The following is a 25769-nucleotide window of genomic DNA, read 5'->3' as shown; positions in this document are numbered from 1 at the left end:
TTTATTTCCGCATTTTCGGATCGAGCGCATCACGCAGGCCATCCCCTGCCAAGTTAAAGCTCACCATAATCATGCTGATCACTACTGCTGAAATAATCATCGCGTGCGGATAAATACGCAGCAGCTTGAAGCCGTCATTGACGAGGGTGCCGAGCGATGCGATCGGAGGCTGCAAGCCAAGCCCGATAAAGCTGAGAAATGCCTCTGCAAAAATCGCGTTTGGAATCGTAAACATGGTCGTAACGATGATAGGTCCAATCGTATTCGGGATTAAATGTCTCCAAATCAGCCGTGAATCCGATGCCCCCAACGTTTGCGCTGCCATCACGTATTCCTGGCTCTTTAATTTGAGAATTTGCCCGCGTACAATTCGTGCCATTCCCACCCAGCCTGTAATCACCATGGCGATCGTCATCGAAATAATCCCTGGCTCCAGCACGATTATCAGCAGAATCACGACGATCAAATGCGGGACACCTACGAGCACTTCGATAATTCGCTGCATGATATTGTCCACTCGCCCTCCATAAAAAGCAGAGATTCCTCCGTAGGCAACACCAATGATTAAATCAATGCCTGCTGCGAGAATCGCAATATATAAAGAAATGCGCGTTCCTTGCCAGACACGTGTCCACAGGTCACGCCCAAGCTCATCCGTTCCGAACCAGTATGATTCCGCTACATCCTTTTTCTCGTACTGATCGATTCCGCGAATATCTACTCCGTTTACTCCTAGCCATGAGATCTGATCCAGAACGGGTATTTTGGGCGGCAGGTTTGCCCGCGTAATATTTTGGTCATTGAAGCCAAAGCCACTCATATACGGACCAAACAGGGCAAAAACGAGAATGATTCCAATCATGATCAGGCCAGCAAAGGACGCTTTGTTTTTGCAGAGCCGCCGCCACGCATCCTGCCAAAAGGTCAACTGTGGTCGTGTGATCGATTCCAGCTTTCGCTCATCTACTTGGACCAGCTCAAATAGCTCATCTGGCAGTGTATCCTGCTCCACCTGTTTTGCGTGCATCAGCGCTCCCTCCCAGACATGCGAATTCGCGGGTCGATCCAGCCGTACAAAATGTCTACAACGAATACGATACCGATGAACAAAATGCTGTAAAACAAAGTCACACCCATAATTACCGAGTAGTCATTGGTCAAGATAGACTTGATAAATTGCTCGCCAAGACCAGGCACACTAAAAATTTTTTCGATGACCAGTGTTCCTGTCATGAGTGAGACTGCCATCGGTCCCAAAACCGTAATGATCGGAATCATCGCATTACGCAGCCCATGCTTGATAATGATGAGAAAATTGCTCATCCCTTTTGCCCTGGCCATCACAATAAAATCTTGGCTCAAAACCTCCAGCATCTCTGTTCTCATATATCTGGCCATCGTGGCTGTCACGAAAACGGACAACGAGAGCGTAGGCAGGATCGAATATTCAAAGCCCTCCCAAAATGCGACCGGAAGCCACTGCAGTCTGACCCCTACCCAGTACTGCAATAACCCAGCAAACACAAAAGAAGGAATAGACAGGCCCAACACCGCAATGACCATCGCTGCGTAGTCAATGATGGAATTGTGCCGAAGCGCCGCCAAAATGCCCAGAATCAAGCCGAGAAAGGTTCCTACCAAAAGCGCCTGTGCCCCAAGCACGACGGATGGACCGATGCGCTCTGCAATGATCTTGGTCACTGGCCTCCCATCGTATTGATAGGAATCCCCGAGGTCCCCTTGAAGCAGATTTAGTATGTAGTTTCCGTACTGAATGGGTACTGGCTGGTCGAGCTTGTATTTCTCCGCCAACCGCTGCTTTTGGGTCTCAGACAAGCGTTCATCGTTGAATGGTGACCCCGGCAATGTCTGCATCAAGAGAAACGTCAACGTAGCAATTACGAGAAAGGTAACGATGATGTATCCCATTCTCCCCAATATGTACCTTCCCATGGCTTGCACCCCTTCCGCATTTTGCTGTATGTGAATTCTCGCATCTACTTCCGCTATCTTGTCAAAATAAATAGCAATCCCTATGCCATCCGTTGCAACCGATCATTTATCTGAATTGTACAAATACTTTTACACTGGCGTGTCTAATTGCTTTTTGATTTGTACACATATTTAGACAGCCATAAACCAAAAAATGGCAGGGATTATCCTGCCATTGCTCTTCATCCGATAACTTTTGGTTATAAAATCAGCAACTCTTTTGTGGAAGGAGTGAAGACCTCACTGCCCTCCTCTGTGATGAGAATGACGTCCTCAACCCTGGCTCCGCCGACATTCGGGAGGTAGATGCCCGGCTCCACTGTAATCACCATCCCTGGAGCTAGCGACATGACCTGACGTACCGAGAAAAACGGGTCCTCATGCACCTCCAGCCCAATTCCATGACCAGTTCCGGTACCCGACAATTCATTGTAGCCATGCGCTTTGATCACATCTCGCATCAGCGAATCTACTTCCTGATCCGTCAATCCCGGTTTTAGCCCGCTTACACAGCGGTTGAACGATTCCAGCACGACCGCATGAATTTCCCGCAGCTGTTCGCTTGGCTCTCCGATTGCTACCGTCCGGGATATATCAGACCAGTAGCCCTTGTAGTTGCAGCCGAAATCTATCGTGACAAGATCGCCCTTCTCCATGATTTTGTCGCTCGCCCGACCGTGGGCAAGTGCCCCGCGATAACCGGAGGCTACGATCGGAGAGAAGCCTGTTGTGTCCGTCCCTTGTTTCTTCATATAGTTTTCGAGCGCAAGCGCCACTTCCAGCTCAGATACGCCAGCCCGTACAACCTCCAGTACATGAAGAAATGCTGCATCTGCGATCTGCGCCGCTGTTTTTAACTGCTCAATCTCTTCGGCTGACTTGATTGCCCGCAGCTTCTCTACAAGACCGGACACCGGAATCAATTCAGCAGCAAAGACCTCCTCACATTTTTTATAAAACGTAAAGGTCAATTGATCCTGCTCAAAACCGAGTCTGGTAATGCCCATTTCTTTTACTTGATTGGCTACCTCGTCGAAAATTAGCCCCTTATGTCCTGTGTGACCCGCGTGCAGCACAACCTCAAAGCCTTCCGTCTGCATCTTCGCCTGCTGAAAATAGCGATAGTCGGTAACGAGCCTGGCTTCGTTTTCTGTGATGAGAATGACCCCATTGCTCCCTGTAAAGCCAGACAAATATCTGCGGCTCATTGGATTCGTTATCATCATCGCGTCTACGCCCAGCTCCTGAAGCCTTGCTCTTACCTTCGTCAGCCTTTCCATGCAACTTCCCCCTTTTCAAGTTGGATACGCCAATGCACTCCTCCATTTTTGCAATATCAATGCCATGCTCACTCGGCATGAACATTGCTTGGAAACAATTGCGTAACCATTTTTGATCGAGAGGGGCGTTGATCATTTATGAAGCGTCACACAGGCATGATTCTGATCTTTCTACTCCTTCTTTCTACCTTGCTCACGGGTTGTTACGGCTCGGGCACCAGTAACACGCAAGCAAATCCTGGTTCAGTAGCTGCAAAGCCTGAGCAGCCAGCCACGACGACTCCCGCTGCTACCGAAAACAGTGCTGCGGAGCCACAGGTTCTGAATTTAATCGCCTCGGGAGAAATTCCTACATTGAAAACAAACGGAATCATGGACGGCTTGTCAGCAACGATTATCATGAACATTTATGAGGGCCTCTACCGTCTCGGTCCCGATAACAAACCCACCCCCGGTGTCGCCGAGCGCTATGATGTCAGTGAGGATCGAAAAACGTACACCTTTCATTTGCGCCAAGCTGCCAAATGGAGCAACGGTCAGCCCGTAACTGCCCAAGATTTCGTCTATGCCTGGGGGCGTGCGCTGCATCCTGATACGCTCTCCCCTCACGCATACCTCATGGATGATATTCAAAACGCGAAAGCCATTCAGGAAAAAGGAAATCCGCTCTACGGAAAAGTGGAAGAGCTAGGCGTTAAAGCAGTTGATGCCAACACACTGGTTGTGACTCTGGAGAACGCCGTTCCGTACTTCCTCGATCTGGTTACCGGTTCGGTCTATTTCCCGCAAAATAAAGAATTTATCGACGCACAAAAAGAGCAGTACGCCCTGGAAGCCCAAAATATTCTTTTCAACGGCCCTTTCACTCTCGATTCGTGGCAGCATGAAAAGGGCTGGGTACTCAAAAAAAATCCGGGCTACTGGGATGCCGCCTCAGTCAAAATGGAGACGATCAATTTCAACGTCGTCAAGGATGTGACAACAGGCATCAACCTGTATGAAACGGGTGCATTGGATGTCGCTGACCTGTCCTCAGAGGTAGTCGACCTGTACAACACGAATCCAGATTTTACAACCGCACTAAAAACAGAGATGTATTTCATTCGTTTGAATCAGAAGAACCCGTTTTTGAAAAACGTGAACATCCGCAGGGCTATTGATATGGCTTGGAACAAAAAGCAGGCAGCCGAGCTGGTTCTGAAAAACGGCTCGATCCCCGCGTATTTCCTTGTGCCGAAGCAGTTTGTATTCAGTCCAGACGGCAGCCAGGATTTCCGCGACAAATACGGAGATTTCAACGCAGATGGCAAGGAAAAAGCATTGGAGTACTGGAACAAGGGGCTGTCCGAGCTGGGAGTGAAACAAATCGAGCTGGAGTTTTTGAGCTATGATGATGAATCCCGTAAAAAAGTAGCCGAATTCATTCAAAGTGAGCTGGAAAAGAGCTTGCCAGGTCTGAAGGTCAAAATCAATCAGCAGCCAAACAAGCAAAAGCTGGCGCTTGAAAGTAAGCTGGATTATGCCATGTCCTTTTCCGGCTGGCGCAGCAGCTTGCAGGACCCGGTTGATTTCCTCGGCGTCTTTTTATCGGATGGTGCTTATAACTGGCAAGGCTTTGCCAATGCCGAATACGATCGGCTGATTCGTTCGGCCATGACAGATTTTTCCGATATCAACGCTCGCTTTAGCAACATGCAAGAGGCGGAGAAAATTTTAATTGACCAGGAGGTTGTCATCTCTCCTCTGTATCAGGCAGCCTCCGCTCGCTTGATCAAGCCATACGTAAAAGAATTTGTGGCTCATCCCAACTCAACATTCAGTTACAAATGGGCATATATCGAAGGAAAAAAGTAGCTTTAGAACGAAAACCAAAAAAACCGTCGGGGAGTGATTCCCTGACGGTTTTCCTTGCTATGCCGTATGGTCATTATTGTTTAGAAGAGACTGGATCAGCTTGAGCATGTGTACCTGCTCCTTCACAGTTTGGGCAATTTTCCGAGCCCCCCAGGAGCAACTGGAAATACCCTTGACCATCACAATACGGGCATTGTTCTTGTTTCTGTCTCATGATGAGCTCCCCTTTCGATATACATGCGTTTTAGGTAATTGCATGTATATTCAGATAATTTTGATGTATCTAACTATATCAGAATATTTACGGATTGCACAACAGCTTTCCATCGAAAAAAATGCAAAAAAACCATGATGTAAGCGGAAACATCACGGTTTAGCTTTTTGATTCTCACTATTTTGGCTTGTGAGCTCCTTCTTTACTTGAATATTTTATAGGAGGTGTACTGAAAGACTGGATCAATCTCATACGTATGCCCAGGCATGCCTTGCTCACGAGTTTTGTACCCAGGCAAAATAATTTTCAAGTATGTAGAAGAAAGTGGATCATGCATGAGCTCACTGATCGGCATGAAACGCGCTTCTTCAATCTCGCCCTCCTGCGGCCTGGGCTCCCCACTCACATAATCCATCCAAAACACAACCATGTTATCGCTGATGCTTTCTTTAATGACACCCGATCGAATTCCCGCTACGTGCCGGACAACAGCTTGTACCCCTGTTTCCTCCAGCACCTCACGTACCGCAGCCTCATCTACCGTCTCTGACTGCTGAACGAAGCCTGCCGGAAACGACCATTGTCCTTTTAGTCCGCTATACGCTTTTTTGACCACGAGTGCTTCCTCGCCGCGTATCACAATTCCACATGCCCCAAGCCATACTTTTCCTTCTCTCATACTCCCTCGCTCCCTTTCTTACCTACACGAAACCCCCGGCAACACTTACCGGGGGCACCCAATCGTTTAGTCATCCTCGTCATCCAACAGGCCATTATCAATCATGTAACGCAGATTTTCTCTGTCCCTCTCCCGGCCCTTTTCCTTGAGCCGGTCGATAGCAGGCAGGATGAGAATATCCACTTCTCGCTGCACATTCCACGCCAGGTCGTGTCTGCCCTGTTCTTCCAAAAAAGCGCCCACTTCCATCATGGCGTTGTAGCGTTCCATCTCTTCGCGGGTCATTAGCCCTCTGACTTGTATACTCGCGTGACGCATACGCCTACAGCTTTACTTTCTTGAGAGCCAGACCGACGCCGCCGATTTTGTACAGGTAGCGCAAATCGCTCGCTTTTTTCATCATGGCTGCTGTGCTGCCAAACAGCTTTTTCGAACCAACCTGGCCGATGCCTTCGCCTTTTCCAAGAGAGGCGAGTGTTCCTTGAAGATGAGGAGTAAACTTTTGGGTGAGTTCTCCACGAATCATCGCTGCTAAATTGTCGCCCAATGTTTCGCCTTCTTGGACAGCGATTTGAGCAGTTGGCGGATAAGGGCGCCCTTCTTCGTTAAAGATGAGAGCGCAGTCACCTACGACAAATACGTTTTCTTGCCCAGGCGCCCGCAAATATTCGTCGACCTTGACACGGCCCCGCATAACTTCAAAGCCTGCTTTTTCCACGAGGCTGTTTCCGCGCACGCCAGCGGCCCAGATGACTGTTTTGGATTTGATCTCTTCGCCTGTTGCAAGCAGTACACCATCCGGGGTGCATTGCTTGATAGGGGTCCCGATCTTGAATTCAATCCCTTTGCGTTCCAGTACATCCATCGCGTAGTTGACCAGCTCAGGATCAAAGCCAGGCAAAGCAGTAGGCGCTGCCTCTATGCAATATACCTTTACAAGCTCTGGGTCCACATCGAATTCCTCGCAAAGCTCTGGCAGACGATCTCCGAGCTCCCCACAAAATTCGATTCCTGTAAAGCCTGCTCCCCCGACAACAAAGGTCAAGTAATCGGTGCGATGCGGTTCATTTTTATATTTGGAAAACATGTATTCGATGTGCTCGCGAATATGGCGCACCGCATTGATGCTGCGGATGCTGAATGCGTGCTCCTTTAATCCCTCGATGCCGAATGTCTCCGGTTCACTTCCGAGGCCGATCACGAGGTAGTCATAGCCTAAGACGTCCCCATTTTCCAAAGTCACGGTTTGTGCTTCGGATTGAATCGATTGGACCGTGCCTTTTACAAAATTGACCTTGTCGCTGTTTAAAAGCCCTTCGAGACTCACACGTGCATGGTCAGCAGAAGCTGTTCCAGCAGCCGGCTCATGGAGCCAAGTCGTAATATAGTGATAGTTGTGTTTGTTTACCAAGGTGATTTCTGCTTCGTTGTAATTCAGCCTTTTTTGCAGCTGCAGAGTGGTAATTAACCCACCGTAGCCAGCGCCCAGAATGAGGATTTTGGGTGTACTCATCGGTATCCCTTCCATTCATCAATAATAGTAAGGAAAAATACATATAAAGGTGAGTTTGTGCGAAATTTCACGAGGCTAGTTACGTAATAAGATGCCCAAAATGAATGCAGAAGTCATAGCGAGAATGATTGCCTATGCTATGTTGTATGAAGCAATCTGTGAAAAAAAGCACAAACCCAGAAAAAAATGTGACAATATTATTACATTCCCCCTCATCTTATCGGGTGCAGATTTGATTTGCAAGGGTTTTTTGCCTATCCCACCGAATTTTACCTGCTTTTTTTCAATCGGAAAAATAAGGTATAATGGAGCTTGAGTTCGTTTCACGAATATTCGGAGGTGCTTTGGATTGAATTTTCTGCAAAAGGACGAGCAAATCTACGACATTACGATCATTGGTGGAGGCCCGGCCGGATTGTTCACTGCTTTTTATGGTGGCATGCGCCAGGCAAGTGTAAAAATCATTGAGAGCATGCCTCAGCTTGGTGGGCAATTGTCTGCTCTTTATCCGGAGAAGTACATATATGATGTAGCCGGATTCCCAAAGGTTTTGGCGCAGGATTTAATCAATAATCTGAAAGATCAGATTTCACGCTTTCAGCAAACGGTTTGCCTGGAAGAAAAAGTGGAAAACGTAGAGAAAAAAGCGGACGATGTGTTTGAAATCACAACGGACAAAGGCACGCACTACTCCAAATCTGTAATCATCACAGCAGGTGTAGGTGCTTTTGAACCCCGCAGACTGGAACATCCAGATGCCGTCAAATACGAAAAATCCAATCTGCACTACTTTGTTACCGATCTGAACTCCTTCAAGGGACAGCGCGTTGCCGTTTTTGGCGGTGGCGACTCCGCACTGGACTGGTCCCTGATGCTCGAACCGATTGCCAAAGAAGTACACCTCATCCATCGCAGAGACAAATTCCGTGCTCATGAACACAGCGTAGAAATGCTCATGGCATCCAAAGTAAAAGTAACCACCCCTTACGAATTAACAGCCTTGCACGGTGAAGACAAGATTGAACGACTCACATTAGTTAACAGCACAACCAAGGAAGAAGTTGAATTGGAAGTCGATGCTGTCATCGTCAACTTTGGCTTCATTTCCTCTCTCGGTCCGATTAAAAATTGGGGACTCGAGCTGGAAAAAGGCTCGATTGTTGTGAACACGCGCATGGAATCCAATATTCCAGGCATTTTTGCAGCTGGTGACATCGCCACGTATCCAGGCAAAGTGAAGCTGATTGCTGTTGGGTTTGGTGAAGCTCCCACTGCCGTGAACAACGCCGTTTCTTATTTCAACCCGGATGCAAAGCTGCAGCCAGGCCACTCGTCAAGCATGGACAACTTTAAAGCATAACAATGTCAATCCCTGTTTGCTGCTCCCAGAAGCACAAGCAGGGTTTTTATCTTCTCCCCTCCCTCCTATTCTTGCATAGCCCATCTGGTTCAGGCGCACAGTAGTGATGACCGCCAAACCGTCGTGGAGGAGAGTTGCCATGAAACATTTTTGCCCGGTTTGTAATGGACTTGCTGCTCTTGCTAATGATTGTCCTCGCTGTGGACAGCTGCTGTCGGATGCGGGCAAGCTGTATGACTTCTATGGTGCTTACAGTCCATACCGTGAAATAGATGATGCCAAACTGGACAATGGCTATCCGGATCGTCAGAATCATCAATGCCTGCACACCGGCTGGTGCCCCAAATGCCAGGAGGAGCATACGATCATCGTGCAGGAATGGACACCAGCTATGCTGGCGCAGCCATTTATGTAAAAAGGACGTGCCTCTCTGACACGTCCTCTTTGCTCTTGTTGCCTATTTCTTTTTTTCCTTCAGCTTTTGCGCCAGACGCTCATTTTTGGATTTCAGCTGCTCCAGCATCTTCGGCAGTGTTTCCTTGATTTTTGCCGCATCTCCTGACTCAATCGCCGCGTTGAATTCCTCGCGCGTCTGCTTGTACTGCTCCATGCGTGCACGTCTCGCATCATTGTCATCGTTTTTGCCTTGCTCGTCCATTTTCTTTTCTTTCGGATCGTCACTATTGGCACTGCGGGCTGCTTCGAGCTCATTCATCAGACGCTCTCTTTCCTTGAAAGCGGCTTGCCATTCTCCCACACTATTGGGTGTATACTTTTCAGCCAGCAGGGTCATGTACATTTTTTGGTGTGCGCCACTGTGCATGCCATGGAACTTTTTGGCGTGATCACCGTGATCCCTGTGCAAGGGCTTCACGTTATCCGTTGAATAAGAATGTGCTGAATGCGTCGCTGCCTGAACGACACCTGGAAGCGCCATGCTCACCCCCAAGATCGCTGCTACTACTCCTCTTTTCCAATGCTTCATTTCATCCACTCCTTTTTACAACCTTTTCCTCCTTACCATGCGCAAAAATGAGAAAAATCATGTATGAAAATGTGAAAAGGAAATGGGAAAGGCCCACCCGTAAGCTTTTGGTGGACCTTTCATAGAAGTGGATGTGACCGCTTGCTGTTACTTATCTTCTTTTCGCAAATTATGTCCCGTATTTTCTCCCGTTTTGGGAGGTGTGCTGCGAGATCCCGCTGAAGCCTCCGTTGGCCTTTTATCCTTGTTGTTGTGCTTCGACATGTGAGTTCTCCCCTTGGATACTGGCTTTGATTGCTACCCATGTAGTATGTCCGTAAAAATTGAAAAACACCCTGACCCGCAATGCAGGCCAAAGTGTTTGGGTGGTTGTGTGTTTCTCTTATGGAAAAGGAATTTGATTTATTTTACAACGAGTTTAGCAACCATTTTGCCGTGGTCTGGTCCGCAAATAACATTGCAGAAAATGGTGTATTCGCCAGCTTCATCGATTTTCATCGTTTTGCTGCCGTCTTTTTGGATGTCTACATCCAGGCCTTGGATCCCGATTCCATGGAAGCCTTCAGTCGATTTGAAGTTAATGGTGAACTCCTCGCCAGCCTTAACCTCAAATGTATCTTGATTGAATTTCCAGTTGCTCGCTTCAATGTTAACCGCAGTGCCAGATGTCGCTGCAGGAGTTGCGGAATTGCCGCTTGCCGCCTGATCCTTGCTTTCTCCACCACATGCTGTCATCAACATTGCGGACAGCGCAACTGCTGAAACCAACAGACCCCATTTTTTGTTCACTTCTGACCCCTTCTTTCTACTTGTTCTACACTATCATTGTACTGAAAAGAAGTCGTCCAAAATCTGGAATCCTTGACTAATTGGTGACGAAATGGCTAACGATTGATGAACATTTTTCCAGGCTCGCCAAAATTATTCGGTTGGCAGCTGAATTTGATAGATTTTCGTAGGACGTCCGCGCAGCTTCTCCTGTTTCTTATACAAGACGTGAGCAACGCCTTTTTCCTCCAGTCGATTGAGCATCCGATTCGCGCTTCGTACCGTGACCCCGAGATGGTAGGCGAGCTCATCTGCCGTCAGCTCGTTACTCTCCGTTTTCGCTAGAACCGCCAATATTTTTTGGAGCTGCAGCGTAGACAAATCCGTCGCTTCACTCAGTCGCTGGATCGCGCTATTCATTTGATTTCGATAGTGAAGACAGTTTTCTTCTCCAAGCGGACCAATAATCTGATCGCTGTCGGTCACAATGAACGTACCTGGCGTTTGATTTGCCGCCGACATGCCGTTGGCAGCCTGTGCGTTTGTCCGAGCCTTGTACATGCTGTTTCCTACGCCCCAACCGATATGCACGGGAAACGGAAGTGTTTTTTCCAGGTAGGCAAGTAATAGGCATTGGGTGAGGTTGTCGGTTAGCAGTTTGATGTCTTTAAAAGAACTGATGATCTCAAAGCTTTTATTCGATTTTTGGATCAAAAACGGAACCCGCTGCTCCGTACTGAACTCCAAAAGCGATTTGTGCAGCAGCATTTGCCGCAGCTCCCACTCGTTCAAGCTCTCTTTTTCACCATCCACTTGGCCAATCGTAATATGCCCGATCGCGATACGACTCTCCGCCAGTTTGATCGCAGCCAGCTCCGTAATGATTTGCTCAAACTGCGCGACGATGGAGTCAGGCGAGGGGAAGACATACATATGCGGTACACCGTGCCGGTCGAGCTGTGGCACGATATTGCTCAAGCGCGTCAACGACAAGTCAATTTTGCCCTCTTGTTTCAAACGAATATGCTCGTTCAGTACCGCCTCATAAATCTCATCGTTTACCATGAAGCCTTTTAGCGTATACGGCATAGACGCTTCCTCGAAGATATCTGTAAGCCCCATAAAGTTGTTTTGTGGATGAATAAAGTCGATATACACCCGAGAGAAATCCATGTCTCGATTACGCAGGGTAAGCTGAAACAGCTTTTTATAAAACTCCTGCTCACTGATTTGAAACGTATACGTCGGTATGGAAAAGCTGCCCCACTCTTGCATGAGATACGTATAAGCCAATTCTGTCAGTACAAAGCCATCGACATTTTGCTCGTTTTGTCTGTAAATCTCTGGTGTCTCATGCAAACGCTGATAGGGCAGCATGACGATCTCACACTGTTCCTGGACACGTGCCGGAACGGATACCAATTCTGTTAAAGAGTGCTGGGCAATGATGGCACCCAATCGGATCATAAGAAATCCCTCCTTCCACTCACTTGACCATTATAGGAGATTTGGGCCTCTTTGAAAATATTTTGAAAAGGCTTGAAATGTCAAAAAGATTGCTTTAAAGTTATTTTTAGAAATCGTCCTTATTATGTCTAAAAATACTTTTTCGATTTCGTTTACTTACATAAGGTGGTGGTGTTCCCTTTCGCCTGCTTAGAAAATCGCATTTTTTGTACACAACCGTGAAAACGCTAACAAGGGGGTCTTACGATGAATACCGCTATTGCAAACAGCAAAAACAAGTACCTGGTCCTCGGACTTCTGTGCCTTGGTTGGATCATCAACTATTTCGATAAAGTCGCGATCAATGTAGCTGTCATCCCTATTTCGCAAGAGTTTGGTCTATCCGAAACACAGGTTGGTCTTATTCTCAGCAGCTTCTTTCTGAGCTATGCGATCATGCAGCCAATTGGGGGCAGTCTGGCAGATAAATTCGGCTCGCGTAAAGTCATTATTATATCTGTTGTCGGCTGGTCGCTGTTTACGATCCTGACAGGTACTGCCTGGTCGTTCCTCTCCCTCATCGTGATTCGCTTCTTGTTCGGGATTGGCGAGGGCAGCTATCCTTCTGCCAGTTCGGTTGCGGTAGCAGAAAGCTTTCCACAGCACGAACGGGCACGTGCCAAATCTATCTTGACCTCAGCTACAACCATCGGGGGTGTACTCGCTACCTTGGTAGCAGCGAGCCTGTCCAAAAGCTTTGGCTGGCAATTTATGTTTGTCATTCTCGGAATAGTCGGATTGCTTCTTGCTGCTTTATACGCCAAGTTCTTGCATCCAACCGGAGCACAAGCTGTCGCTGCCAAGAAAACCGATGAAAAGCTGCCTTTGCGCAAGCTGTTGAAAATCTCCATGCTGTGGAAGCTAATGGCTATCTACTTCGGTATTTCGATGGTGACATGGGGCATGATGTCCTGGATGCCTACCTATATGGTAAAGGTTCGCCATCTCGATATGGTTTCCATGGGTGCTCTCGCTTCGATTCCAGCGATTCTCTCCTTTGCTACTGTCTTGCTCACCGGATGGCTTTTGGACAAACGCATGGTAGGACGCGAAAGACTATTAATCGTAATCGGTTCGTTTATTGGCATCATTTCGCTTTATCTCTTGTCTAAAGCTCCTACCGTAGCGTTAGTAGTCGCGTACCAGACACTAGCGAATATCGGTCTTGCCGCAGCAGTAACCACGACATTGACCATGCCACTGAAGTATATCGATCCTTCCTCTGTCGGTGCTGCTTCTGGCCTGATCTATCTCGGTGGACAAACGGCAGGAGTTATTGCGCCAACAGCCATGGGCTTTATGATTCAACAGTTCAACGGCTCTTATGATGCAGCGTTCTGGTTGTTGATCATCGCGGTAGCCATTCCGTTTGTGGTAGGCATGACGCTTCGGACTACACCACAAGTGCGAAATGAGGCTCCAGCCACGGTTAGCACCACTAACTAAGCGCGAAATGGAACGATTCGTAAAAATTTTGAAAATGCAGCGAGGTGTTCTTCATGTTCAATCGTCAAAGAATTGCGGAAATCATTGATCAAAAAAGCGACCTCTTCACAAATGTGAGTGATCGAATCTGGGAGTATGCGGAGACGCGTTTTGAGGAGTTTCGTTCTGCGGAATTACTCTGCAAAACCTTGGAAGCAGAAGGCTTCACCGTAGAAAAAGGAGTCGCGGGAATTGAAACCGCATTTATTGGAAGCTATGGCAGTGGCAGTCCGGTCGTCGCTATTCTCGGTGAATACGATGCTCTCTCTGGCCTGAGCCAGGAGCGCGGCAATGCCACTCATCAGCCCATCGTGGCAGGCGGAAACGGACATGGCTGCGGTCATAATCTGCTTGGTACAGGCTCTCTGGCTGCGGCAGTCGCGATCCGACACTACATGGAGGAAAACGGAATCCAGGGAACAGTTCGTTACTACGGATGCCCCGCTGAGGAAGGTGGATCAGGCAAAGCCTACATGGCACGCGAAGGCTTGTTCAATGACGCTGATTTCGCGATTTGCTGGCATCCCCAAACCTTCAATACGCTCATGTCCATTAGCAGTCTTGCCAACTATCAGGTCTATTTCAAATTCAAAGGCAAAGCTGCCCATGCCGCCGCCGCCCCTCATCTGGGACGCAGTGCACTGGACGCAGTAGAGCTGATGAATATCGGCGTCAATTACTTGCGCGAGCATATCATTCCTGAAGCCCGTATCCACTATGCCATCACAAATAGCGGCGGCTTCTCACCGAATGTCGTTCAGGCAGAGGCAGATGTACTCTACCTGATTCGCGCACCGAAAACACATCAAGTGGAAGAAATTTATCAGCGCGTTTGCCAAATTGCACGTGGGGCTGCCATGATGACCGAGACAGCTGTCGATATCATTTTTGACAAAGCCTGCTCCAATCTCATCCCGAATCAGACGATGGAACGCGTCATGTACAGCAACTTTACCGAGCTGGGGGTACCCGAATTCGATCAGAACGAGAAAGAATTCGCTCGTCAAATTCGCACGACGATTCCCGACTCGGACAAAAACAGTGAGCTGCAAATGATTGCAAAGGTGTTGGGAGCCAAAGGAAAAGGCATGGCTGAGCAATTGAAGGAGCAAGAGTTGTCTAGCATTTTAATGCCGCTCATGCCAGCAGCAAGACTCATGTCTGGCTCGACTGATGTAGGCGACGTCAGCTGGATCATTCCGACCGTACAGTGCTCGACAACCTGCTTTGCCATGGGTACTCAGCTACACTCGTGGCAAGCCGTTGCCCAGGGTGGTACCTCGATCGGTCACAAAGGAATGCTGCATGCGGGAAAAATCATGGCGGCCACAGCTGTAGAGATGATGTTGAACCCGGAACTCATCGCCGAAGCAAAAGCGGAGCTTGTAGAAAAGCTCGATGGCGCTACATATGTCTGTCCGATACCAGCAGACATCAAACCAGCAGCTCGCCGGTAGTCTCTCGTTACGTAAAAAAGTCCTTGTCGTTGCCTTTCTTAGCAACAGCAAGGGCTTTCACTTTAGCTGATGATGATTTATCTGATAAACGGTGATTTCGGGAAAACAGCACAAACGAACAGGCAGCTTTGCAGTTCCCAGCCCGCGGCTGATGCTAAATATGCCAACGGCTTCGTCCCCTTTTTGCCCAACGTGAAAATGCTTGTACGCTCCACCCCCCAGCGGTTTTCCAAACAATCGAATTTGTCCCCCATGGGTATGACCCGACAACAGCAAATCCGCCTTTAGCCCGTTCTGATGAATCAACGTAATGATGTTCGGAGAATGAGCGAGAAAAACAGTCAGGTCTGCTGGCTCGGAATCGTCCCACGCATACCGTTCGTTTCCGTAGGTAGAATTATCAAAGCCATAAATCAAAATCCGGCTATCGCCTATCTTTATCAATCGTCCCTCATTCTCCAACACGATCATATACTCTTCCCAAGCCTTTTTGTTCACAGCATAAGCCTCCGAGGAGTACAGCCTTTTACGAAGGCAAATGACCTCCTCCCGTTCGTAGTTACCAGGTACGAAATAAATGCCGACTCTAGGGTTGATTCGTGAAAGCTCCATAAGCACTTGGTTTAGCTGCCCGCTATGCTGTGCCAAATCCCCAGTCACTAGCACTACATCAGGAGCTAGACGATTGATCAAGCGATGCAATGGTCCGTTCAAAAAGCGTATACGCCCATGTATATCCGTAAAATGGACGAGAGTGAGGCGGGGCACGCTAGGTACTGACATGGATATCGTTGTTGTTTTGACGTACAGCGTGTGAAAGAGGAGGGTTGCTGCTCCTATGACCACACAAGCGAGTACGAATACGGCAATCATAATTGGAAACTTTTCCCTCCCCCTGTCGTCTTATGGTTTGATGGGAGTGATAATTCATGCAGCGACATATTTTAACCGTTTTATTCGCGGTCTTTTTAACTACCTCCTTCTTTTTCCAAGCCACACCTGCTCATGCATGCAGCTGTAGCACCCCCTCTCCCAAGGAAGCCATCCAGCAATCAGCAGTCATCTTTTCTGGCAAAGTCATTCAAGTCCAAGAAACAAGTGATTGGCGTGAATGGATACCGCTTTCGAATAAGCGTGTCCGCGGCGGCTTCGAGGTCGTGCTGGACGTCCAGTCTACATGGAAGGGGATAGACCAAACCCAAGTCCTCATCTTTACAGAGGGGTGGGAACTCGGCTGCGGAGCTCCCTTTGAGGCTGGTAAAGAATATCTCGTTTACGCCTCTTATTGGGAGAGAGACGTTCTCGAGACACATATATGCAGCCGGACAGCGGAGTTAATTCATGCCACAGATGATCTACTTACGCTTGGTCCCGGCAATCCCCCCAGCCAGTCAGTAGAAATCGTCTGGACGCAAAAACTCGTACCATACAGCGTGCTTGCTCTACTCACTCTGGCAGTTCTAGCAGCCATCTGGCTTGCATTCAGAAGAAAGCGGGGACGTAGTTGATCACGCCTCCGCTTTCATACATTCAATCCTGCAAATATTGCTTTGCCCGATACTTCGAGAGATTAAAGGACTGCCAGCTCTTGTCCTCCTGTACTTCCTCTCTTTTATACTTCAACCGATAATGCAAGGATTCAGCCACAGACTGATCCTTCGTCAGCTCCATCATGACAGGGACGGCGTCATACGAGAGTCTGCTCAAATACTCGATGTCGATGTTTCCTGTCGCGTAATACCGGTTGAGATTGTTCTTTGCAATCATGGCATCCATGTTCACGTAGTTCAGCACTACATAAAAAATCAAAGCTACTACCACGTAATATTGGATCAGGGAAAAGCGGTTACGCCAAATTTTCAGAAGCGCAATCACAAACAGCACGAACAAGAAAATCATAAATGCATGTGCCAGCAATCGCGAATGTGTATAGCCATACGCTTCCTCATAAAGCGACAGGCGGAAATAGGCAGAAAAAAGCATAAAGCTCGTGCAAATCGTCAGGAAGCTAAGAAGAATCTGCACCAAACGATACAAGAGAGGCTTTGCTCGCGACGCCAGGTGCATGGTGCTAAGCAAAATGATGAAATTGATCACAGTCACCGTGACCAGCTCTTGAAACCCGTTTTTGGCGTACTCGGCATACGTCATCCCTGCTGGCAGCATCGTCTCTTGGCCACTAAACAAATACGAGATCTGGATAAACACAAACGCAGCGTACACCACATTGATAATCGTCAGAAGCGTCACCAAAATAATGCCGTCCCAGACGATCTTTTTCTCCTCTGCTTCCTTCACCGGGAGTGCGACTGTCGCCTCCCGTGGACCAAATAGAGTATACAGATAGCCATAGAAAAGGAGAGAAAACAAGCCAATCAAAAACAAGCGAAATATTGCTTCAGCAGAATCCCAGTCGAACAGCATACTTGGGATCTCCGTCAAAAAATGACTAAAAACCTGGTCAGCGTGAGATAACAGTCCGAGCACCACGAGCAAGATCGGCAAGGATATTCCCACTCCTGCGAGCACCTTTATCACGATGCTATACTTTTCACGATCCACCCTGGACTTGATCCATTCCTTTGCCATAACGAACGGCAGACGTGTGTACTTCAGTGTATAAACCAGCACAGTCTCCAGCAAATCCCCTACAAAGCCAAGCGTGTACCATTTCGATTGATGCCTTTCTGTGAGTAGCATCGTCTGGACAACGAACAAAAACAAAACCAGAACAAAATTGATCAAGTGAAAAAGCTCATTGGCGTATAAAAAGAAGGTACATGACAGCATGAGATTCGGCACGGTCAAAAGCCATGCGAAAGCCTGCCGAGCCGTAATCCGTAAATGACTGCGCAGATGTGCCTGCCAGAAAAAGAAGGCATACATCGCGATCAAAAACAAGGGAAAGGAAATGCCAAACTCTTTTCCGTAAAACAAGAAATCCCCCAGACAGCCGATTACCAGCGCCCCCAAAAACAGCCACTGATAGCCTGCATAACTCTGTATCCTATCCGCCACTTCACTTCACTCCCCACGTACACTTTCATCTATAATGAAGCAAGAGCAGTCCCAAAGGAGCTGCTCTTGTAAATACGTGGAAGATAATTGGAAGGATACGGTTACAGCTTTTCGGCAATCTTCAGCAAATCTTCCTTGGTTATGTCAGGGGCTGTCGTTCTGACTTCTATCAGCCTCTTTTTATCATCTTGGTAAACTTGAACGAACTTTGATTCTTTGTCATTTAGCTTACGGACATGATACAACGCTTCTTTGTTCTGTACGGTTACCTTTTCCACCGTTTCATTCGGGCGTGCCTCATCACTGACCCATTTCATATTTTCAAAATTGGTCAGATTCACATACACTTCCCCTTTACTTGCTTTGTACGTAAGGTACAAGTATTGGAGCTTTGGATTAGCAGGCAAATCCCGAACGAGCACCTTCTTATTGTCCCGTTCAGCATCCTTCACCATTTCATCAAAAAATGCCGAAGCGTCTTCGTTCAGTTGATGGTTAATATCTCCCTCAACAAACTTGTATCCCCCAACAAGCTCCTGCGGTATTTCGAAAAAGCTCCCCACTTTTTTCTGCAGCTCGGATTGTTCTGTCATTATAAGAGGAATTTCCATAAAGCTCACATTTTTATCCGGATTATCTGGTCCTGCGATATAGACAGCTACCCGCGCTCCTGGCTGCAACGTTGCGCGAATTTGATTCATGATTTCAGCTCTGTCCCCCGTAAAATCAACTTCTGGCTCGGCAGTCTCACTTACTCTCACCACTGCTTCTCCCTGGTCGTTTTTTAGCTCATACACCTTCATCGCTGCAAATGCAGTCGTCCCCCCAAGCACAAGTGTAGCTGCAACAATCAACCCGATTCGTTTTTTCACTGAGATTGCCTCCCTTTGTTTTTTTCGTTCATATAATTTTTGAAGGACCTGATCTTTGACATCGAAGTCACCTTCCACCACATCCATCAGTTGTCGTTTCCATTCACTGGACTGCTGAATGGAAAGCTCGTCATAGCCCTTGTCTTCCACTACGCGCAAAATGATGAGATTGCGCTCGCTTGCAGATAGTTTCAATAAGGCCAGGTGAAGCGGGTTATTCAAATACTCCCGATCAATCCGTTCCTCTCCTTCATGACGACTGAAAGTGGGGATTCCCGTTTTCCAAAAAGTGACGATGCGGCCCAGCCTCGCCCTTTTTAGCAGGTTGAGACAATGATGATATGCAATTTTGTACAGCCAAGCGGAAAAGGAAACTACACTTCGATAGCTATCGATTTGCTCATAGGCTTTAAGAAATACTTCCTGCACCGCATCTTCAGCCTCTTGTCTGTGACCGAGCATATGATAGCAGTACACAAATAACGGCTTTTGCATGATGTCGATGATGACTCCGAATTGATCTATGTCTCCGGCCTTAACCTCCTTTATCGCCTGCTCCAATTCCTTCTTCTCCAAGCCATCTCACCTCCGAATGACAGGTATAACAAACAACGAATCCCTTTTGTGACATTATTTGAAAAAAATTTCTCAATCCAAACAAAAAAACCTCCCCGACACATGTAGCTTGCTACACAGTCGAGAGAGGTCTTGTAAACCACTGCTATGATGGACTTAGTCGTCACATTTTTCTTCTTTGCCTTTTGCCAGTGCCGTCTTGAAAGATGACCCGCAGCCACAGGACGCAATCGCATTCGGATTCTCGATGGAAAAGCCTCCGCCCATCATGGATTCCTTGTAGTCGATTTCGGTTCCTTTAATGTATAGATAGCTGTCTTTGTCGACAACAATTTTCACACCGTGCTGCTCGAAGGTCTCATCGCCTTCCTTCATTTCATGATCCCAGCCCATACCATAGGTAAAGCCGCTGCAACCACCGGGTCTGACACCCACACGCAAAAACAAGCCTTCCTTGCCTTCTGCCGCCAACATTTCCTTGACCTTGTGGCTGGCTTGCTCTGTCAATGTAATCATGCTTTTATCACTCCTTTGCAGGCTTACTCCTGGTTCCCTTGTTTCTTACTTATCTTCAGTATACAAAGAAGCTTCCTTTCCCACAAGGTTACCCTGCACTTGTGGCGCCCATTCTTGTTGAAAAAAACAAAAAAGAGGGTTTCCCCCTCTCTACGCAAAAAAGCTTTGTTTTCCAGCAAGTAAAAACGATATGGTTTTTTTCGGCTACCGGCCTTAGACAGATTATGATGATCTATCTGGTTCAGTTCGTTGTGTAGTTGATCAATTTGTATACTGTATTCTAGGACTTCTGGATGATCTAACCCAAACTCTAACCCTATATTTACCATACGCTGTCGAAGGAGTTCGATTTTTTCGAGTAAAACGTCCCGCATTTTGAAGCTCCTCCTAATTGTAGTTCAGGCTTTCTTACCTATATTTTACAAGATCTGCTACGTTTTCGCAAACATAATTTCCCACTTTCCCCAAAAAACAAGCAACATTTGACGGTAAATGTTAGAATTTTACAGTATGCACTTGGAGAACTTATGATATTGTTCGCAAAACCTAAGAGGTTTATAATATAGGTGCCTTGTTGCCCGAAACTTTTTGTTTTTATAGGTGATTTCTCCATCCCCCCAGAACGCTTAGAATGGGGGGAAAAATGTGATGAACTCCCTAGCTACTACGACTATTTGATTTGGAAAGGAAGTGTTTGGAATGGCGGTTGAAACCTTAGCCATCCAAGATAAATCGCTCGCTGGAATCGCTGAAAAAGTCATGCACGGCGAACGTCTCACACTAGAAGACGGTGTCACCCTGTTCAACTCTAACGATCTGCTCACCATTGGGCAATTGGCAAACATTGTCAATTATCGTAAAAATCAAGACAATGTCTACTTTTTGCAAAATCTCTATATTAACCCTACAAACGTATGTGAAGCTCACTGTAAATTCTGTGGCTTCCGCCGCGATGAAGGCGACGAGGGCGCGTATACGATGAACACCGAAGAATTGCTTCATTATGTAGAAACGCGTTTCCATCCTGGCATCCGCGAATTCCACATTGTAGGTGGCCATAACCAGCATCAACCATTCGAATACTATCTCGATACGCTTCGCACCCTGAAAAAAGCGTATCCGGATGTTACCATCAAATCTTACACCGGTGCAGAAATTGAATTTTTCTCCCGCATCTCTGGTCTCTCGATTCGCGAGGTGCTGCAAGAACTGATGAAGGCTGGTTTGCAAAGCTTGACAGGCGGCGGAGCAGAAATTTTGACAGAGCGTTACCGCATGAAAATGAGCCCGGAGAAAGCAAGCACGGACATGTATCTGCAAGTACACCGTACCGCTCATGAGCTCGGCTTGAAAACTCACACCACCATGCTGTACGGCTCGATTGAAACTCTCGAAGAGCGTGTCATCCACATGATGCGTGTCCGTGAGCTGCAAGACGACACCAATGGCTTTATGGTATTTATTCCGCTCGCTGTTCAACCAATTAAAGCAACTGCTGGAATCAAACGCCGCAACTCCGCGATCGACGACTTGAAAACGATGGCGATTAGCCGTTTGATGCTCGACAACTTCCAGCACATTAAGGCTTACTTCATCAACATCGGTACACAGCTGACTCAGCTTTCCCTGACCATGGGTATCTCCGATGCACACGGAACCCTCGTTGAAGAGCGCATCAGTCACGCTGCCGGTGCACTTACACAGCAAGCTCTGACTGTCGATGAGCTGGTATGGCTGATCAAAGGTGCAGGAAAACGCGCCCTGGAACGCGACACCTTCTATAACGTCATCAAAGAACACTAATCGTTATGCAAGCAAAAAAGCTGATGCCCTCATGCAAGATCGGCATCAGCTTTTTTCTATTTTTCATGCCCGCAGGTTTTCACAGCGAGTAAAAATGTACATCCTAATGAAATCTCCTATAAAGGAAAAAGAGCATCCAGCTCGTCTTGTTCCCGTAGCTTGTTTTTGATCTTGACGAGCAGCTCTTCCGCTGTCTCAGCTTGAAGCAAATTACCGTTTACAAGGGCAAATGGCAGCATGTAGCACTCTCCACAGTAACCGAGGCAGCCGTACTCCAGCACATCGACGTCCAGCTCGGGATCATTTTCAAGCGCGTCGACGACCGATTTGGTATAAGAAGAGACGTTGCTCGCACAAAATTCTACTAACGGTTTCATTATTGTCACCTACCGATTATTTCGACATCATTTACGTTTTATATTGTATCGCTTCCTCAGTAAAAATCCAGTAACGAATGTGGGAAAAAGATTCTGCTTGCATTTTTAGTGAAAGAGACTAAAAATAGAATGGGTGCTGCATAGAACTGACGGGTTCCAACACGTTTTTGGAGGAGCCTTCGTTGCCCTTGCGAGAGATAGGGCATAATTACTGAATTCCTGTCTGTCAAAAGCGGACAGAAGAAAGGACTAGACCTTCTATGAAACGACTTGTGATCCTTGGTGGAGGATACGGGGGTCTTCGTATTATTGAGCGAGTCCTGTCCCCTGATTTACCAGACGACGTGTTTATTACCCTTGTAGACAGAATGCCGTTTCACGGTCTGAAAACAGAGTACTATGCTCTGGCTGCAGGGACGACACCGGAATCTCACTTGCGTGTCACTTTTCCAAACGATCCTCGCCTGACGATAAAGTACGGGGAAATTAGTGGATTGGATTTGGATGAGCAGGTCGTCAATTTTGCAAACGGGGACACCCTTTCCTACGACTGGCTCGTAATCGGCTTGGGCTGTGAGGACCGTTATCATGATATCCCTGGTGCGGAGCAGTATACCTGTTCCATCCAAACAATGGGAGCTACTCGCAATACTTACTCGGAAATTAACAACGTGAATCCGTACGGAACGGTAACAGTTGTTGGCGGTGGCCTCAGCGGTGTAGAAATGGCTGCCGAGCTGCGCGAAAGTCGTCCTGACTTGAACGTACGCATCATTGACCGTGGCCAAAGCATCTTGAGTCCATTCCCGAAAAAGCTGCAGGAATATGCCTCCCAATGGTTTATCGAGCACGAAGTACAGCTCGTGTCCATGGCATGCGTGACGGGTATTGAGCCTGGTGTGGTCTACAACCATGATCAGCCGGTAGAAAGCGATGTAATCGTCTGGACTGCTGGTATCCAAGCCAATCGCATCGTACGCTCGCTCCCCATCGAAACCGACAACATTGGACGAGCTAAATTGAATCAGTATCATCAAATTCCATCCCATACGAACGTCTACGTCGTTGGCGACTGTGCGAGTACGATCATCGCGCCAAGTGCCCAAACGGCTGAGATACAAGGCGATCAGATTGCCCTCATGCTGAGAAAAGACATCAAAGGCGAAGAATACCCTGCCTCTCTGCCTGCCCTCAAGCACAAAGGCTTCCTCGGCTCCCTTGGAAAAAAAGAAGGCTTCGCCAGCATGGGGAAAATGTCTCTGGTTGGTCAAATGGCCCGTGTCATCAAGAGCGGTCAGCTGTGGATGTACAAAAAGCATATGGGATAATGTTTTTATGCAAAAGCCTGTTGGCCCTATGGTCAAACAGGTTTTCTTTTTGTACAATCCAGGTTAGGGAGGGGGATTTTTCCAGGTGAATGATTATATTCAAACGATGCGCCGCATGATTGGACATGAACGGCTGATTACCGTCGGCTGTGGCGCCATAATCGAGGACGAGCAAGGCCGTATTCTGCTCCAGCGCCGCAAAGACCAGAACAATTGGTGTTTGCCTGGCGGGCTTATGGAAATCGGTGAGACATTCATGGAGACTCTGTATCGAGAGGTTCAGGAGGAGACCGATCTGATCATCGAGGGGCCTGAGCTGTTTGGCATATACTCAGGAGAAATTGGTCTTCGGGAATATCCGAACGGTGACAAAATTTTTAGCATACAGATCATCTTTCGGGTAGCGTCTTATCATGGCGAGCTCAAACAGGAGGGTCTGGAAAGCTCTGAACATCGCTTCTTTGCAAAGGACAGCCTCCCGCATCCGCTTAACCCCGGTCAGGCGGCATTTATTCTTGATTGGGCAGAAGGAAAAAAGACCCCAATCGTCAGTTGATTTTGAAAAAGCAAAGGCTTATTCCCGCTGATTTATGCTGGAATAAGCCTTTTTGATTTCGAGCCTTACAACACAAAGAACAGAAACCGCAGAACCTCGTTATAATCGTTCGTTTCATATTCAACCGTTTTAGCACCTGTCTGTTTGGCACCCGGGTAGAACGAGCCGCGACGCGCCAAATAATGCTCGCGGAAGACGATCTCTACGTGGAACGATTCGGGCAGCTCAATTTTGTATTTGCCAAGGTCATCTGAGAGAGCTGCCTGAACCTGCTCCTTGATCTTTTTGAGAGCAACCTGTGGGTGAATCGAGATGGAGGCATTGCCAATTCCTTCGCTCACCGGCACGGTTTTAATATGCGGGTTGATTTTCAGTGCGTCTTCGCAAATCATCTTGTCTCCGGTAGCCAAGAGGACGGGAACACCCATAGACGCAGCCGTATACGCATTGATTAACATTTCGCTGGCGATTTCCCCATTGATCTTCACATACTCATTTTGCATGTTCATGGTGTGCGCCAGCGGGTTTCCATTGGCTCCTGCTGCTGAGTGATAGCCGATAAAAAATACGCCATCAAAGCTGTCATCTAGCCCTGCCATCATCGAGTAAGGGTCGCGCGTCCAGCCCCGCAATATCTTTACCTGCTCGGGAAGCTTCGACGGGTCCAGGTTTCTCGCTGTACTATGGGCATCCTTGATCAAAATATCTTCCACTCCTGCCGCAATCGCCGCTTCGCAGGCAGCATTCACTTCTTTCGTCATTTGCTCGGTAAAATATTTGCTAAACGGGCTTTCAATGTCAGCCTCGCTCCAGTTGACGATGCCAGCTACCCCTTCCAAATCTGCACTGATGAACACTTTCATACAGAAACCTCCTTTTGTTTGTATTGAACCGATGCCTCGACAAACGCCCGGAACAGCTTCAGGAACATCGGATGCCGCTTGGTCATGCACTCTGGATGCCATTGAACCCCGAGCAAGAATCGATCCTCTGTGCTCTCAATCGCCTCTACAATGCCATCCTCGGAATACGCGGTCGCGATCAGATTGTTCCCTAGCTTTTTGACAGATTGATGGTGAAAGGAATTGGTAAAAATCCGCTCCTCGCCAAAAATTTCATAGAGCTGCGTGTCCACTTTGATCTGCACAGCGTGATAGAACTCATCCGAAGCCGTATGCTCCGGTGAATGTCCCAGAGTACCTGGACATTGGCTGTAAATGTCCTGATAGAGACTTCCGTCCATCGCTACGTTGATCAATTGAATACCGCGGCAGATCCCGAAGATCGGCATGTTTTTCTCATAGGCGGCTTTAAACAGAGAAAACTCATACTCGTCTCGAATCGAGGACATCGAATTCAGCTCCCGAACCGGATTCTCCCCGAAATAATAAGGAGCAATATCGTTTCCTCCCGTAAAAAGAAGTCCGTCCAGCATTTGTATGTAATCGTCGTAATTCGACTCATTCGAAATGATGGGAATATTGACGGGCAAGCCCCCTGCAGCATAAATCGAATCGATGTAGTTTCGGCTTACGGTGCTGTACTTTGATTGCTCCGATAAAAAAGTCGTTACGCCAATAATCGGTCTCATGTTTGCTTCTCCCTCAAGAGGCAAGGTCGAAAAGCCATC

The 25769-nt window shown here is 47.6% G+C and carries 27 protein-coding genes; 9 read left to right on the top strand and 18 right to left on the bottom strand.

What is annotated here, in order from left to right:
• Nucleotide 1 precedes the first annotated feature (1 nt).
• The 3 genes from opp3C to C3B52_RS01620 all read right to left on the bottom strand — a co-directional run bounded on the left by opp3C (nt 2) and on the right by C3B52_RS01620 (nt 3272).
• Nucleotides 2-1027 carry an oligopeptide ABC transporter permease gene (gene opp3C / locus C3B52_RS01630; protein WP_103104344.1) on the bottom strand — a complete coding sequence of 342 codons (1026 nt, stop codon included), beginning with the start codon at nt 1025-1027 and terminating at the stop codon, nt 2-4.
• Nucleotides 1027-1953: an oligopeptide ABC transporter permease gene (gene opp3b, locus C3B52_RS01625; RefSeq protein ID WP_103104343.1), complete on the bottom strand. Its 927-nt coding sequence runs from the start codon at nt 1951-1953 to the stop codon at nt 1027-1029. The genes opp3C and opp3b overlap by 1 nt, the downstream gene beginning before the upstream one ends.
• 239 nt (nt 1954-2192) lie before the next feature.
• A complete protein-coding gene (locus C3B52_RS01620) occupies nt 2193-3272 on the bottom strand; it encodes a M24 family metallopeptidase (RefSeq protein ID WP_103104342.1) in 1080 nt (359 codons plus the stop codon).
• Nucleotides 3273-3410: 138 nt separating this feature from the next.
• On the opposite strand from C3B52_RS01620, the gene C3B52_RS01615 reads away from it, so the two are divergent.
• Entirely contained in the window at nt 3411-5126 is a 1716-nt protein-coding gene (locus C3B52_RS01615; RefSeq protein WP_103104341.1) for a peptide ABC transporter substrate-binding protein, read from the top strand.
• Nucleotides 5127-5199: 73 nt separating this feature from the next.
• Here the strand turns inward: C3B52_RS01615 and C3B52_RS36295 are convergent, their stop codons facing one another.
• The 4 genes from C3B52_RS36295 to C3B52_RS01600 form a co-directional block, all read right to left on the bottom strand.
• Nucleotides 5200-5340, bottom strand: a complete 141-nt coding sequence (locus C3B52_RS36295; RefSeq protein ID WP_201264837.1) for a YuiA family protein — start codon at nt 5338-5340, stop codon at nt 5200-5202.
• A 202-nt stretch (nt 5341-5542) separates the two neighbouring features.
• Complete coding sequence (locus C3B52_RS01610) at nt 5543-6019, bottom strand: NUDIX domain-containing protein (RefSeq protein ID WP_103104340.1); 477 nt, start codon at nt 6017-6019, stop codon at nt 5543-5545.
• A gap of 66 nt (nt 6020-6085) precedes the next feature.
• Nucleotides 6086-6337, bottom strand: a complete 252-nt coding sequence (locus C3B52_RS01605; RefSeq protein WP_049741570.1) for a hypothetical protein — start codon at nt 6335-6337, stop codon at nt 6086-6088.
• A 4-nt stretch (nt 6338-6341) separates the two neighbouring features.
• Entirely contained in the window at nt 6342-7532 is a 1191-nt protein-coding gene (locus C3B52_RS01600; RefSeq protein ID WP_103104339.1) for an NAD(P)/FAD-dependent oxidoreductase, read from the bottom strand.
• A 358-nt stretch (nt 7533-7890) separates the two neighbouring features.
• Here C3B52_RS01600 and C3B52_RS01590 point away from each other — a divergent pair, with 358 nt between their 5' ends.
• Both C3B52_RS01590 and C3B52_RS01585 read left to right on the top strand, forming a co-directional pair.
• Nucleotides 7891-8892 carry an NAD(P)/FAD-dependent oxidoreductase gene (locus C3B52_RS01590; RefSeq protein WP_201264839.1) on the top strand — a complete coding sequence of 334 codons (1002 nt, stop codon included), beginning with the start codon at nt 7891-7893 and terminating at the stop codon, nt 8890-8892.
• Between the two features lie 139 nt (nt 8893-9031).
• Entirely contained in the window at nt 9032-9307 is a 276-nt protein-coding gene (locus C3B52_RS01585) for a hypothetical protein (RefSeq protein WP_103104336.1), read from the top strand.
• Between the two features lie 42 nt (nt 9308-9349).
• On the opposite strand, the gene C3B52_RS01580 is transcribed toward C3B52_RS01585, so the two are convergent.
• From C3B52_RS01580 to C3B52_RS01570, 3 genes are all read right to left on the bottom strand, one after another.
• Nucleotides 9350-9877 carry a hypothetical protein gene (locus tag C3B52_RS01580; RefSeq protein ID WP_103104335.1) on the bottom strand — a complete coding sequence of 176 codons (528 nt, stop codon included), beginning with the start codon at nt 9875-9877 and terminating at the stop codon, nt 9350-9352.
• A gap of 402 nt (nt 9878-10279) precedes the next feature.
• Nucleotides 10280-10666 (bottom strand): cupredoxin domain-containing protein, encoded by a 387-nt coding sequence (locus C3B52_RS01575; RefSeq protein WP_103104334.1) that lies wholly within the window; start codon nt 10664-10666, stop codon nt 10280-10282.
• Between the two features lie 132 nt (nt 10667-10798).
• Complete coding sequence (locus C3B52_RS01570) at nt 10799-12112, bottom strand: HTH domain-containing protein (protein WP_103104333.1); 1314 nt, start codon at nt 12110-12112, stop codon at nt 10799-10801.
• 246 nt (nt 12113-12358) lie between these two features.
• Between C3B52_RS01570 and C3B52_RS01565 the strand changes: the two genes are divergently transcribed.
• Both C3B52_RS01565 and C3B52_RS01560 read left to right on the top strand, forming a co-directional pair.
• Nucleotides 12359-13597 carry an MFS transporter gene (locus C3B52_RS01565; protein WP_103104332.1) on the top strand — a complete coding sequence of 413 codons (1239 nt, stop codon included), beginning with the start codon at nt 12359-12361 and terminating at the stop codon, nt 13595-13597.
• 53 nt (nt 13598-13650) lie between these two features.
• Nucleotides 13651-15093: a M20 family metallopeptidase gene (locus C3B52_RS01560; protein ID WP_103104331.1), complete on the top strand. Its 1443-nt coding sequence runs from the start codon at nt 13651-13653 to the stop codon at nt 15091-15093.
• Nucleotides 15094-15150: 57 nt separating this feature from the next.
• On the opposite strand, the gene C3B52_RS01555 is transcribed toward C3B52_RS01560, so the two are convergent.
• Nucleotides 15151-15966 carry a metallophosphoesterase gene (locus tag C3B52_RS01555; protein ID WP_235615560.1) on the bottom strand — a complete coding sequence of 272 codons (816 nt, stop codon included), beginning with the start codon at nt 15964-15966 and terminating at the stop codon, nt 15151-15153.
• A gap of 56 nt (nt 15967-16022) precedes the next feature.
• On the opposite strand from C3B52_RS01555, the gene C3B52_RS01550 reads away from it, so the two are divergent.
• On the top strand, nt 16023-16601 hold the full coding sequence (locus C3B52_RS01550) for a hypothetical protein (protein ID WP_103104329.1): 579 nt from the start codon (nt 16023-16025) through the stop codon (nt 16599-16601).
• A 22-nt stretch (nt 16602-16623) separates the two neighbouring features.
• Here the strand turns inward: C3B52_RS01550 and C3B52_RS01545 are convergent, their stop codons facing one another.
• The 4 genes from C3B52_RS01545 to C3B52_RS37210 all read right to left on the bottom strand — a co-directional run bounded on the left by C3B52_RS01545 (nt 16624) and on the right by C3B52_RS37210 (nt 20449).
• Complete coding sequence (locus C3B52_RS01545; protein WP_103104328.1) at nt 16624-18111, bottom strand: DUF4153 domain-containing protein; 1488 nt, start codon at nt 18109-18111, stop codon at nt 16624-16626.
• Nucleotides 18112-18212: 101 nt separating this feature from the next.
• Nucleotides 18213-19559 carry an RNA polymerase sigma factor gene (locus C3B52_RS01540; RefSeq protein ID WP_103104327.1) on the bottom strand — a complete coding sequence of 449 codons (1347 nt, stop codon included), beginning with the start codon at nt 19557-19559 and terminating at the stop codon, nt 18213-18215.
• Nucleotides 19560-19715: 156 nt separating this feature from the next.
• Nucleotides 19716-20075: an iron-sulfur cluster insertion protein ErpA gene (gene erpA, locus C3B52_RS01535; RefSeq protein WP_103104326.1), complete on the bottom strand. Its 360-nt coding sequence runs from the start codon at nt 20073-20075 to the stop codon at nt 19716-19718.
• 23 nt (nt 20076-20098) lie between these two features.
• Nucleotides 20099-20449: an aspartyl-phosphate phosphatase Spo0E family protein gene (locus C3B52_RS37210; RefSeq protein ID WP_235615559.1), complete on the bottom strand. Its 351-nt coding sequence runs from the start codon at nt 20447-20449 to the stop codon at nt 20099-20101.
• Nucleotides 20450-20774: 325 nt separating this feature from the next.
• Between C3B52_RS37210 and mqnE the strand changes: the two genes are divergently transcribed.
• The gene (mqnE, locus tag C3B52_RS01525) at nt 20775-21878 is read left to right on the top strand and encodes an aminofutalosine synthase MqnE (protein ID WP_103104325.1); all 1104 of its coding nucleotides are present in this window, start codon (nt 20775-20777) and stop codon (nt 21876-21878) included.
• Nucleotides 21879-21994: 116 nt separating this feature from the next.
• Here mqnE and C3B52_RS01520 read toward each other — a convergent pair whose 3' ends face one another.
• The gene (locus C3B52_RS01520; RefSeq protein ID WP_103104324.1) at nt 21995-22255 is read right to left on the bottom strand and encodes a DUF1450 domain-containing protein; all 261 of its coding nucleotides are present in this window, start codon (nt 22253-22255) and stop codon (nt 21995-21997) included.
• Between the two features lie 260 nt (nt 22256-22515).
• Here C3B52_RS01520 and C3B52_RS01515 point away from each other — a divergent pair, with 260 nt between their 5' ends.
• Both C3B52_RS01515 and C3B52_RS01510 read left to right on the top strand, forming a co-directional pair.
• Complete coding sequence (locus C3B52_RS01515) at nt 22516-23583, top strand: NAD(P)/FAD-dependent oxidoreductase (RefSeq protein WP_103104323.1); 1068 nt, start codon at nt 22516-22518, stop codon at nt 23581-23583.
• Between the two features lie 85 nt (nt 23584-23668).
• Nucleotides 23669-24139 (top strand): NUDIX hydrolase, encoded by a 471-nt coding sequence (locus C3B52_RS01510; protein ID WP_103104322.1) that lies wholly within the window; start codon nt 23669-23671, stop codon nt 24137-24139.
• Nucleotides 24140-24204: 65 nt separating this feature from the next.
• On the opposite strand, the gene C3B52_RS01505 is transcribed toward C3B52_RS01510, so the two are convergent.
• Together C3B52_RS01505 and C3B52_RS01500 are read right to left on the bottom strand one after the other, a co-directional pair.
• Complete coding sequence (locus C3B52_RS01505) at nt 24205-25002, bottom strand: M55 family metallopeptidase (RefSeq protein WP_103104321.1); 798 nt, start codon at nt 25000-25002, stop codon at nt 24205-24207.
• A complete protein-coding gene (locus tag C3B52_RS01500) occupies nt 24999-25730 on the bottom strand; it encodes a gamma-glutamyl-gamma-aminobutyrate hydrolase family protein (RefSeq protein ID WP_103104320.1) in 732 nt (243 codons plus the stop codon). The genes C3B52_RS01505 and C3B52_RS01500 overlap by 4 nt, the downstream gene beginning before the upstream one ends.
• Nucleotides 25731-25769 lie beyond the last annotated feature (39 nt).

It is taken from the genome of Brevibacillus reuszeri (genome assembly GCF_002897295.1).
In the GTDB taxonomy this organism is placed as follows: Bacteria; Bacillota; Bacilli; order Brevibacillales; family Brevibacillaceae; genus Brevibacillus; species Brevibacillus reuszeri_A.
Note: the sequence above shows the minus strand (reverse complement) of the source record. Positions and strands in the feature narration are given on the sequence as shown.

What these genes read in the sequence shown, in the direction of transcription:
- opp3C (WP_103104344.1), bottom strand. Translation starts at nt 1,027, where the DNA reads ATGCACGCAAAACAGGTGGAGCAGGATACACTGCCAGATGAGCTATTT.
- opp3b (WP_103104343.1), bottom strand. Translation starts at nt 1,953, where the DNA reads ATGGGAAGGTACATATTGGGGAGAATGGGATACATCATCGTTACCTTT.
- C3B52_RS01620 (WP_103104342.1), bottom strand. Translation starts at nt 3,272, where the DNA reads ATGGAAAGGCTGACGAAGGTAAGAGCAAGGCTTCAGGAGCTGGGCGTA.
- C3B52_RS01615 (WP_103104341.1), top strand. Translation starts at nt 3,411, where the DNA reads ATGAAGCGTCACACAGGCATGATTCTGATCTTTCTACTCCTTCTTTCT.
- C3B52_RS36295 (WP_201264837.1), bottom strand. Translation starts at nt 5,340, where the DNA reads ATGAGACAGAAACAAGAACAATGCCCGTATTGTGATGGTCAAGGGTAT.
- C3B52_RS01610 (WP_103104340.1), bottom strand. Translation starts at nt 6,019, where the DNA reads ATGAGAGAAGGAAAAGTATGGCTTGGGGCATGTGGAATTGTGATACGC.
- C3B52_RS01605 (WP_049741570.1), bottom strand. Translation starts at nt 6,337, where the DNA reads ATGCGTCACGCGAGTATACAAGTCAGAGGGCTAATGACCCGCGAAGAG.
- C3B52_RS01600 (WP_103104339.1), bottom strand. Translation starts at nt 7,532, where the DNA reads ATGAGTACACCCAAAATCCTCATTCTGGGCGCTGGCTACGGTGGGTTA.
- C3B52_RS01585 (WP_103104336.1), top strand. Translation starts at nt 9,032, where the DNA reads ATGAAACATTTTTGCCCGGTTTGTAATGGACTTGCTGCTCTTGCTAAT.
- C3B52_RS01580 (WP_103104335.1), bottom strand. Translation starts at nt 9,877, where the DNA reads ATGAAGCATTGGAAAAGAGGAGTAGTAGCAGCGATCTTGGGGGTGAGC.
- C3B52_RS01570 (WP_103104333.1), bottom strand. Translation starts at nt 12,112, where the DNA reads ATGATCCGATTGGGTGCCATCATTGCCCAGCACTCTTTAACAGAATTG.
- C3B52_RS01565 (WP_103104332.1), top strand. Translation starts at nt 12,359, where the DNA reads ATGAATACCGCTATTGCAAACAGCAAAAACAAGTACCTGGTCCTCGGA.
- C3B52_RS01560 (WP_103104331.1), top strand. Translation starts at nt 13,651, where the DNA reads ATGTTCAATCGTCAAAGAATTGCGGAAATCATTGATCAAAAAAGCGAC.
- C3B52_RS01555 (WP_235615560.1), bottom strand. Translation starts at nt 15,966, where the DNA reads ATGATTGCCGTATTCGTACTCGCTTGTGTGGTCATAGGAGCAGCAACC.
- C3B52_RS01550 (WP_103104329.1), top strand. Translation starts at nt 16,023, where the DNA reads ATGCAGCGACATATTTTAACCGTTTTATTCGCGGTCTTTTTAACTACC.
- erpA (WP_103104326.1), bottom strand. Translation starts at nt 20,075, where the DNA reads ATGATTACATTGACAGAGCAAGCCAGCCACAAGGTCAAGGAAATGTTG.
- C3B52_RS37210 (WP_235615559.1), bottom strand. Translation starts at nt 20,449, where the DNA reads ATGCGGGACGTTTTACTCGAAAAAATCGAACTCCTTCGACAGCGTATG.
- mqnE (WP_103104325.1), top strand. Translation starts at nt 20,775, where the DNA reads ATGGCGGTTGAAACCTTAGCCATCCAAGATAAATCGCTCGCTGGAATC.
- C3B52_RS01520 (WP_103104324.1), bottom strand. Translation starts at nt 22,255, where the DNA reads ATGAAACCGTTAGTAGAATTTTGTGCGAGCAACGTCTCTTCTTATACC.
- C3B52_RS01515 (WP_103104323.1), top strand. Translation starts at nt 22,516, where the DNA reads ATGAAACGACTTGTGATCCTTGGTGGAGGATACGGGGGTCTTCGTATT.
- C3B52_RS01505 (WP_103104321.1), bottom strand. Translation starts at nt 25,002, where the DNA reads ATGAAAGTGTTCATCAGTGCAGATTTGGAAGGGGTAGCTGGCATCGTC.
- C3B52_RS01500 (WP_103104320.1), bottom strand. Translation starts at nt 25,730, where the DNA reads ATGAGACCGATTATTGGCGTAACGACTTTTTTATCGGAGCAATCAAAG.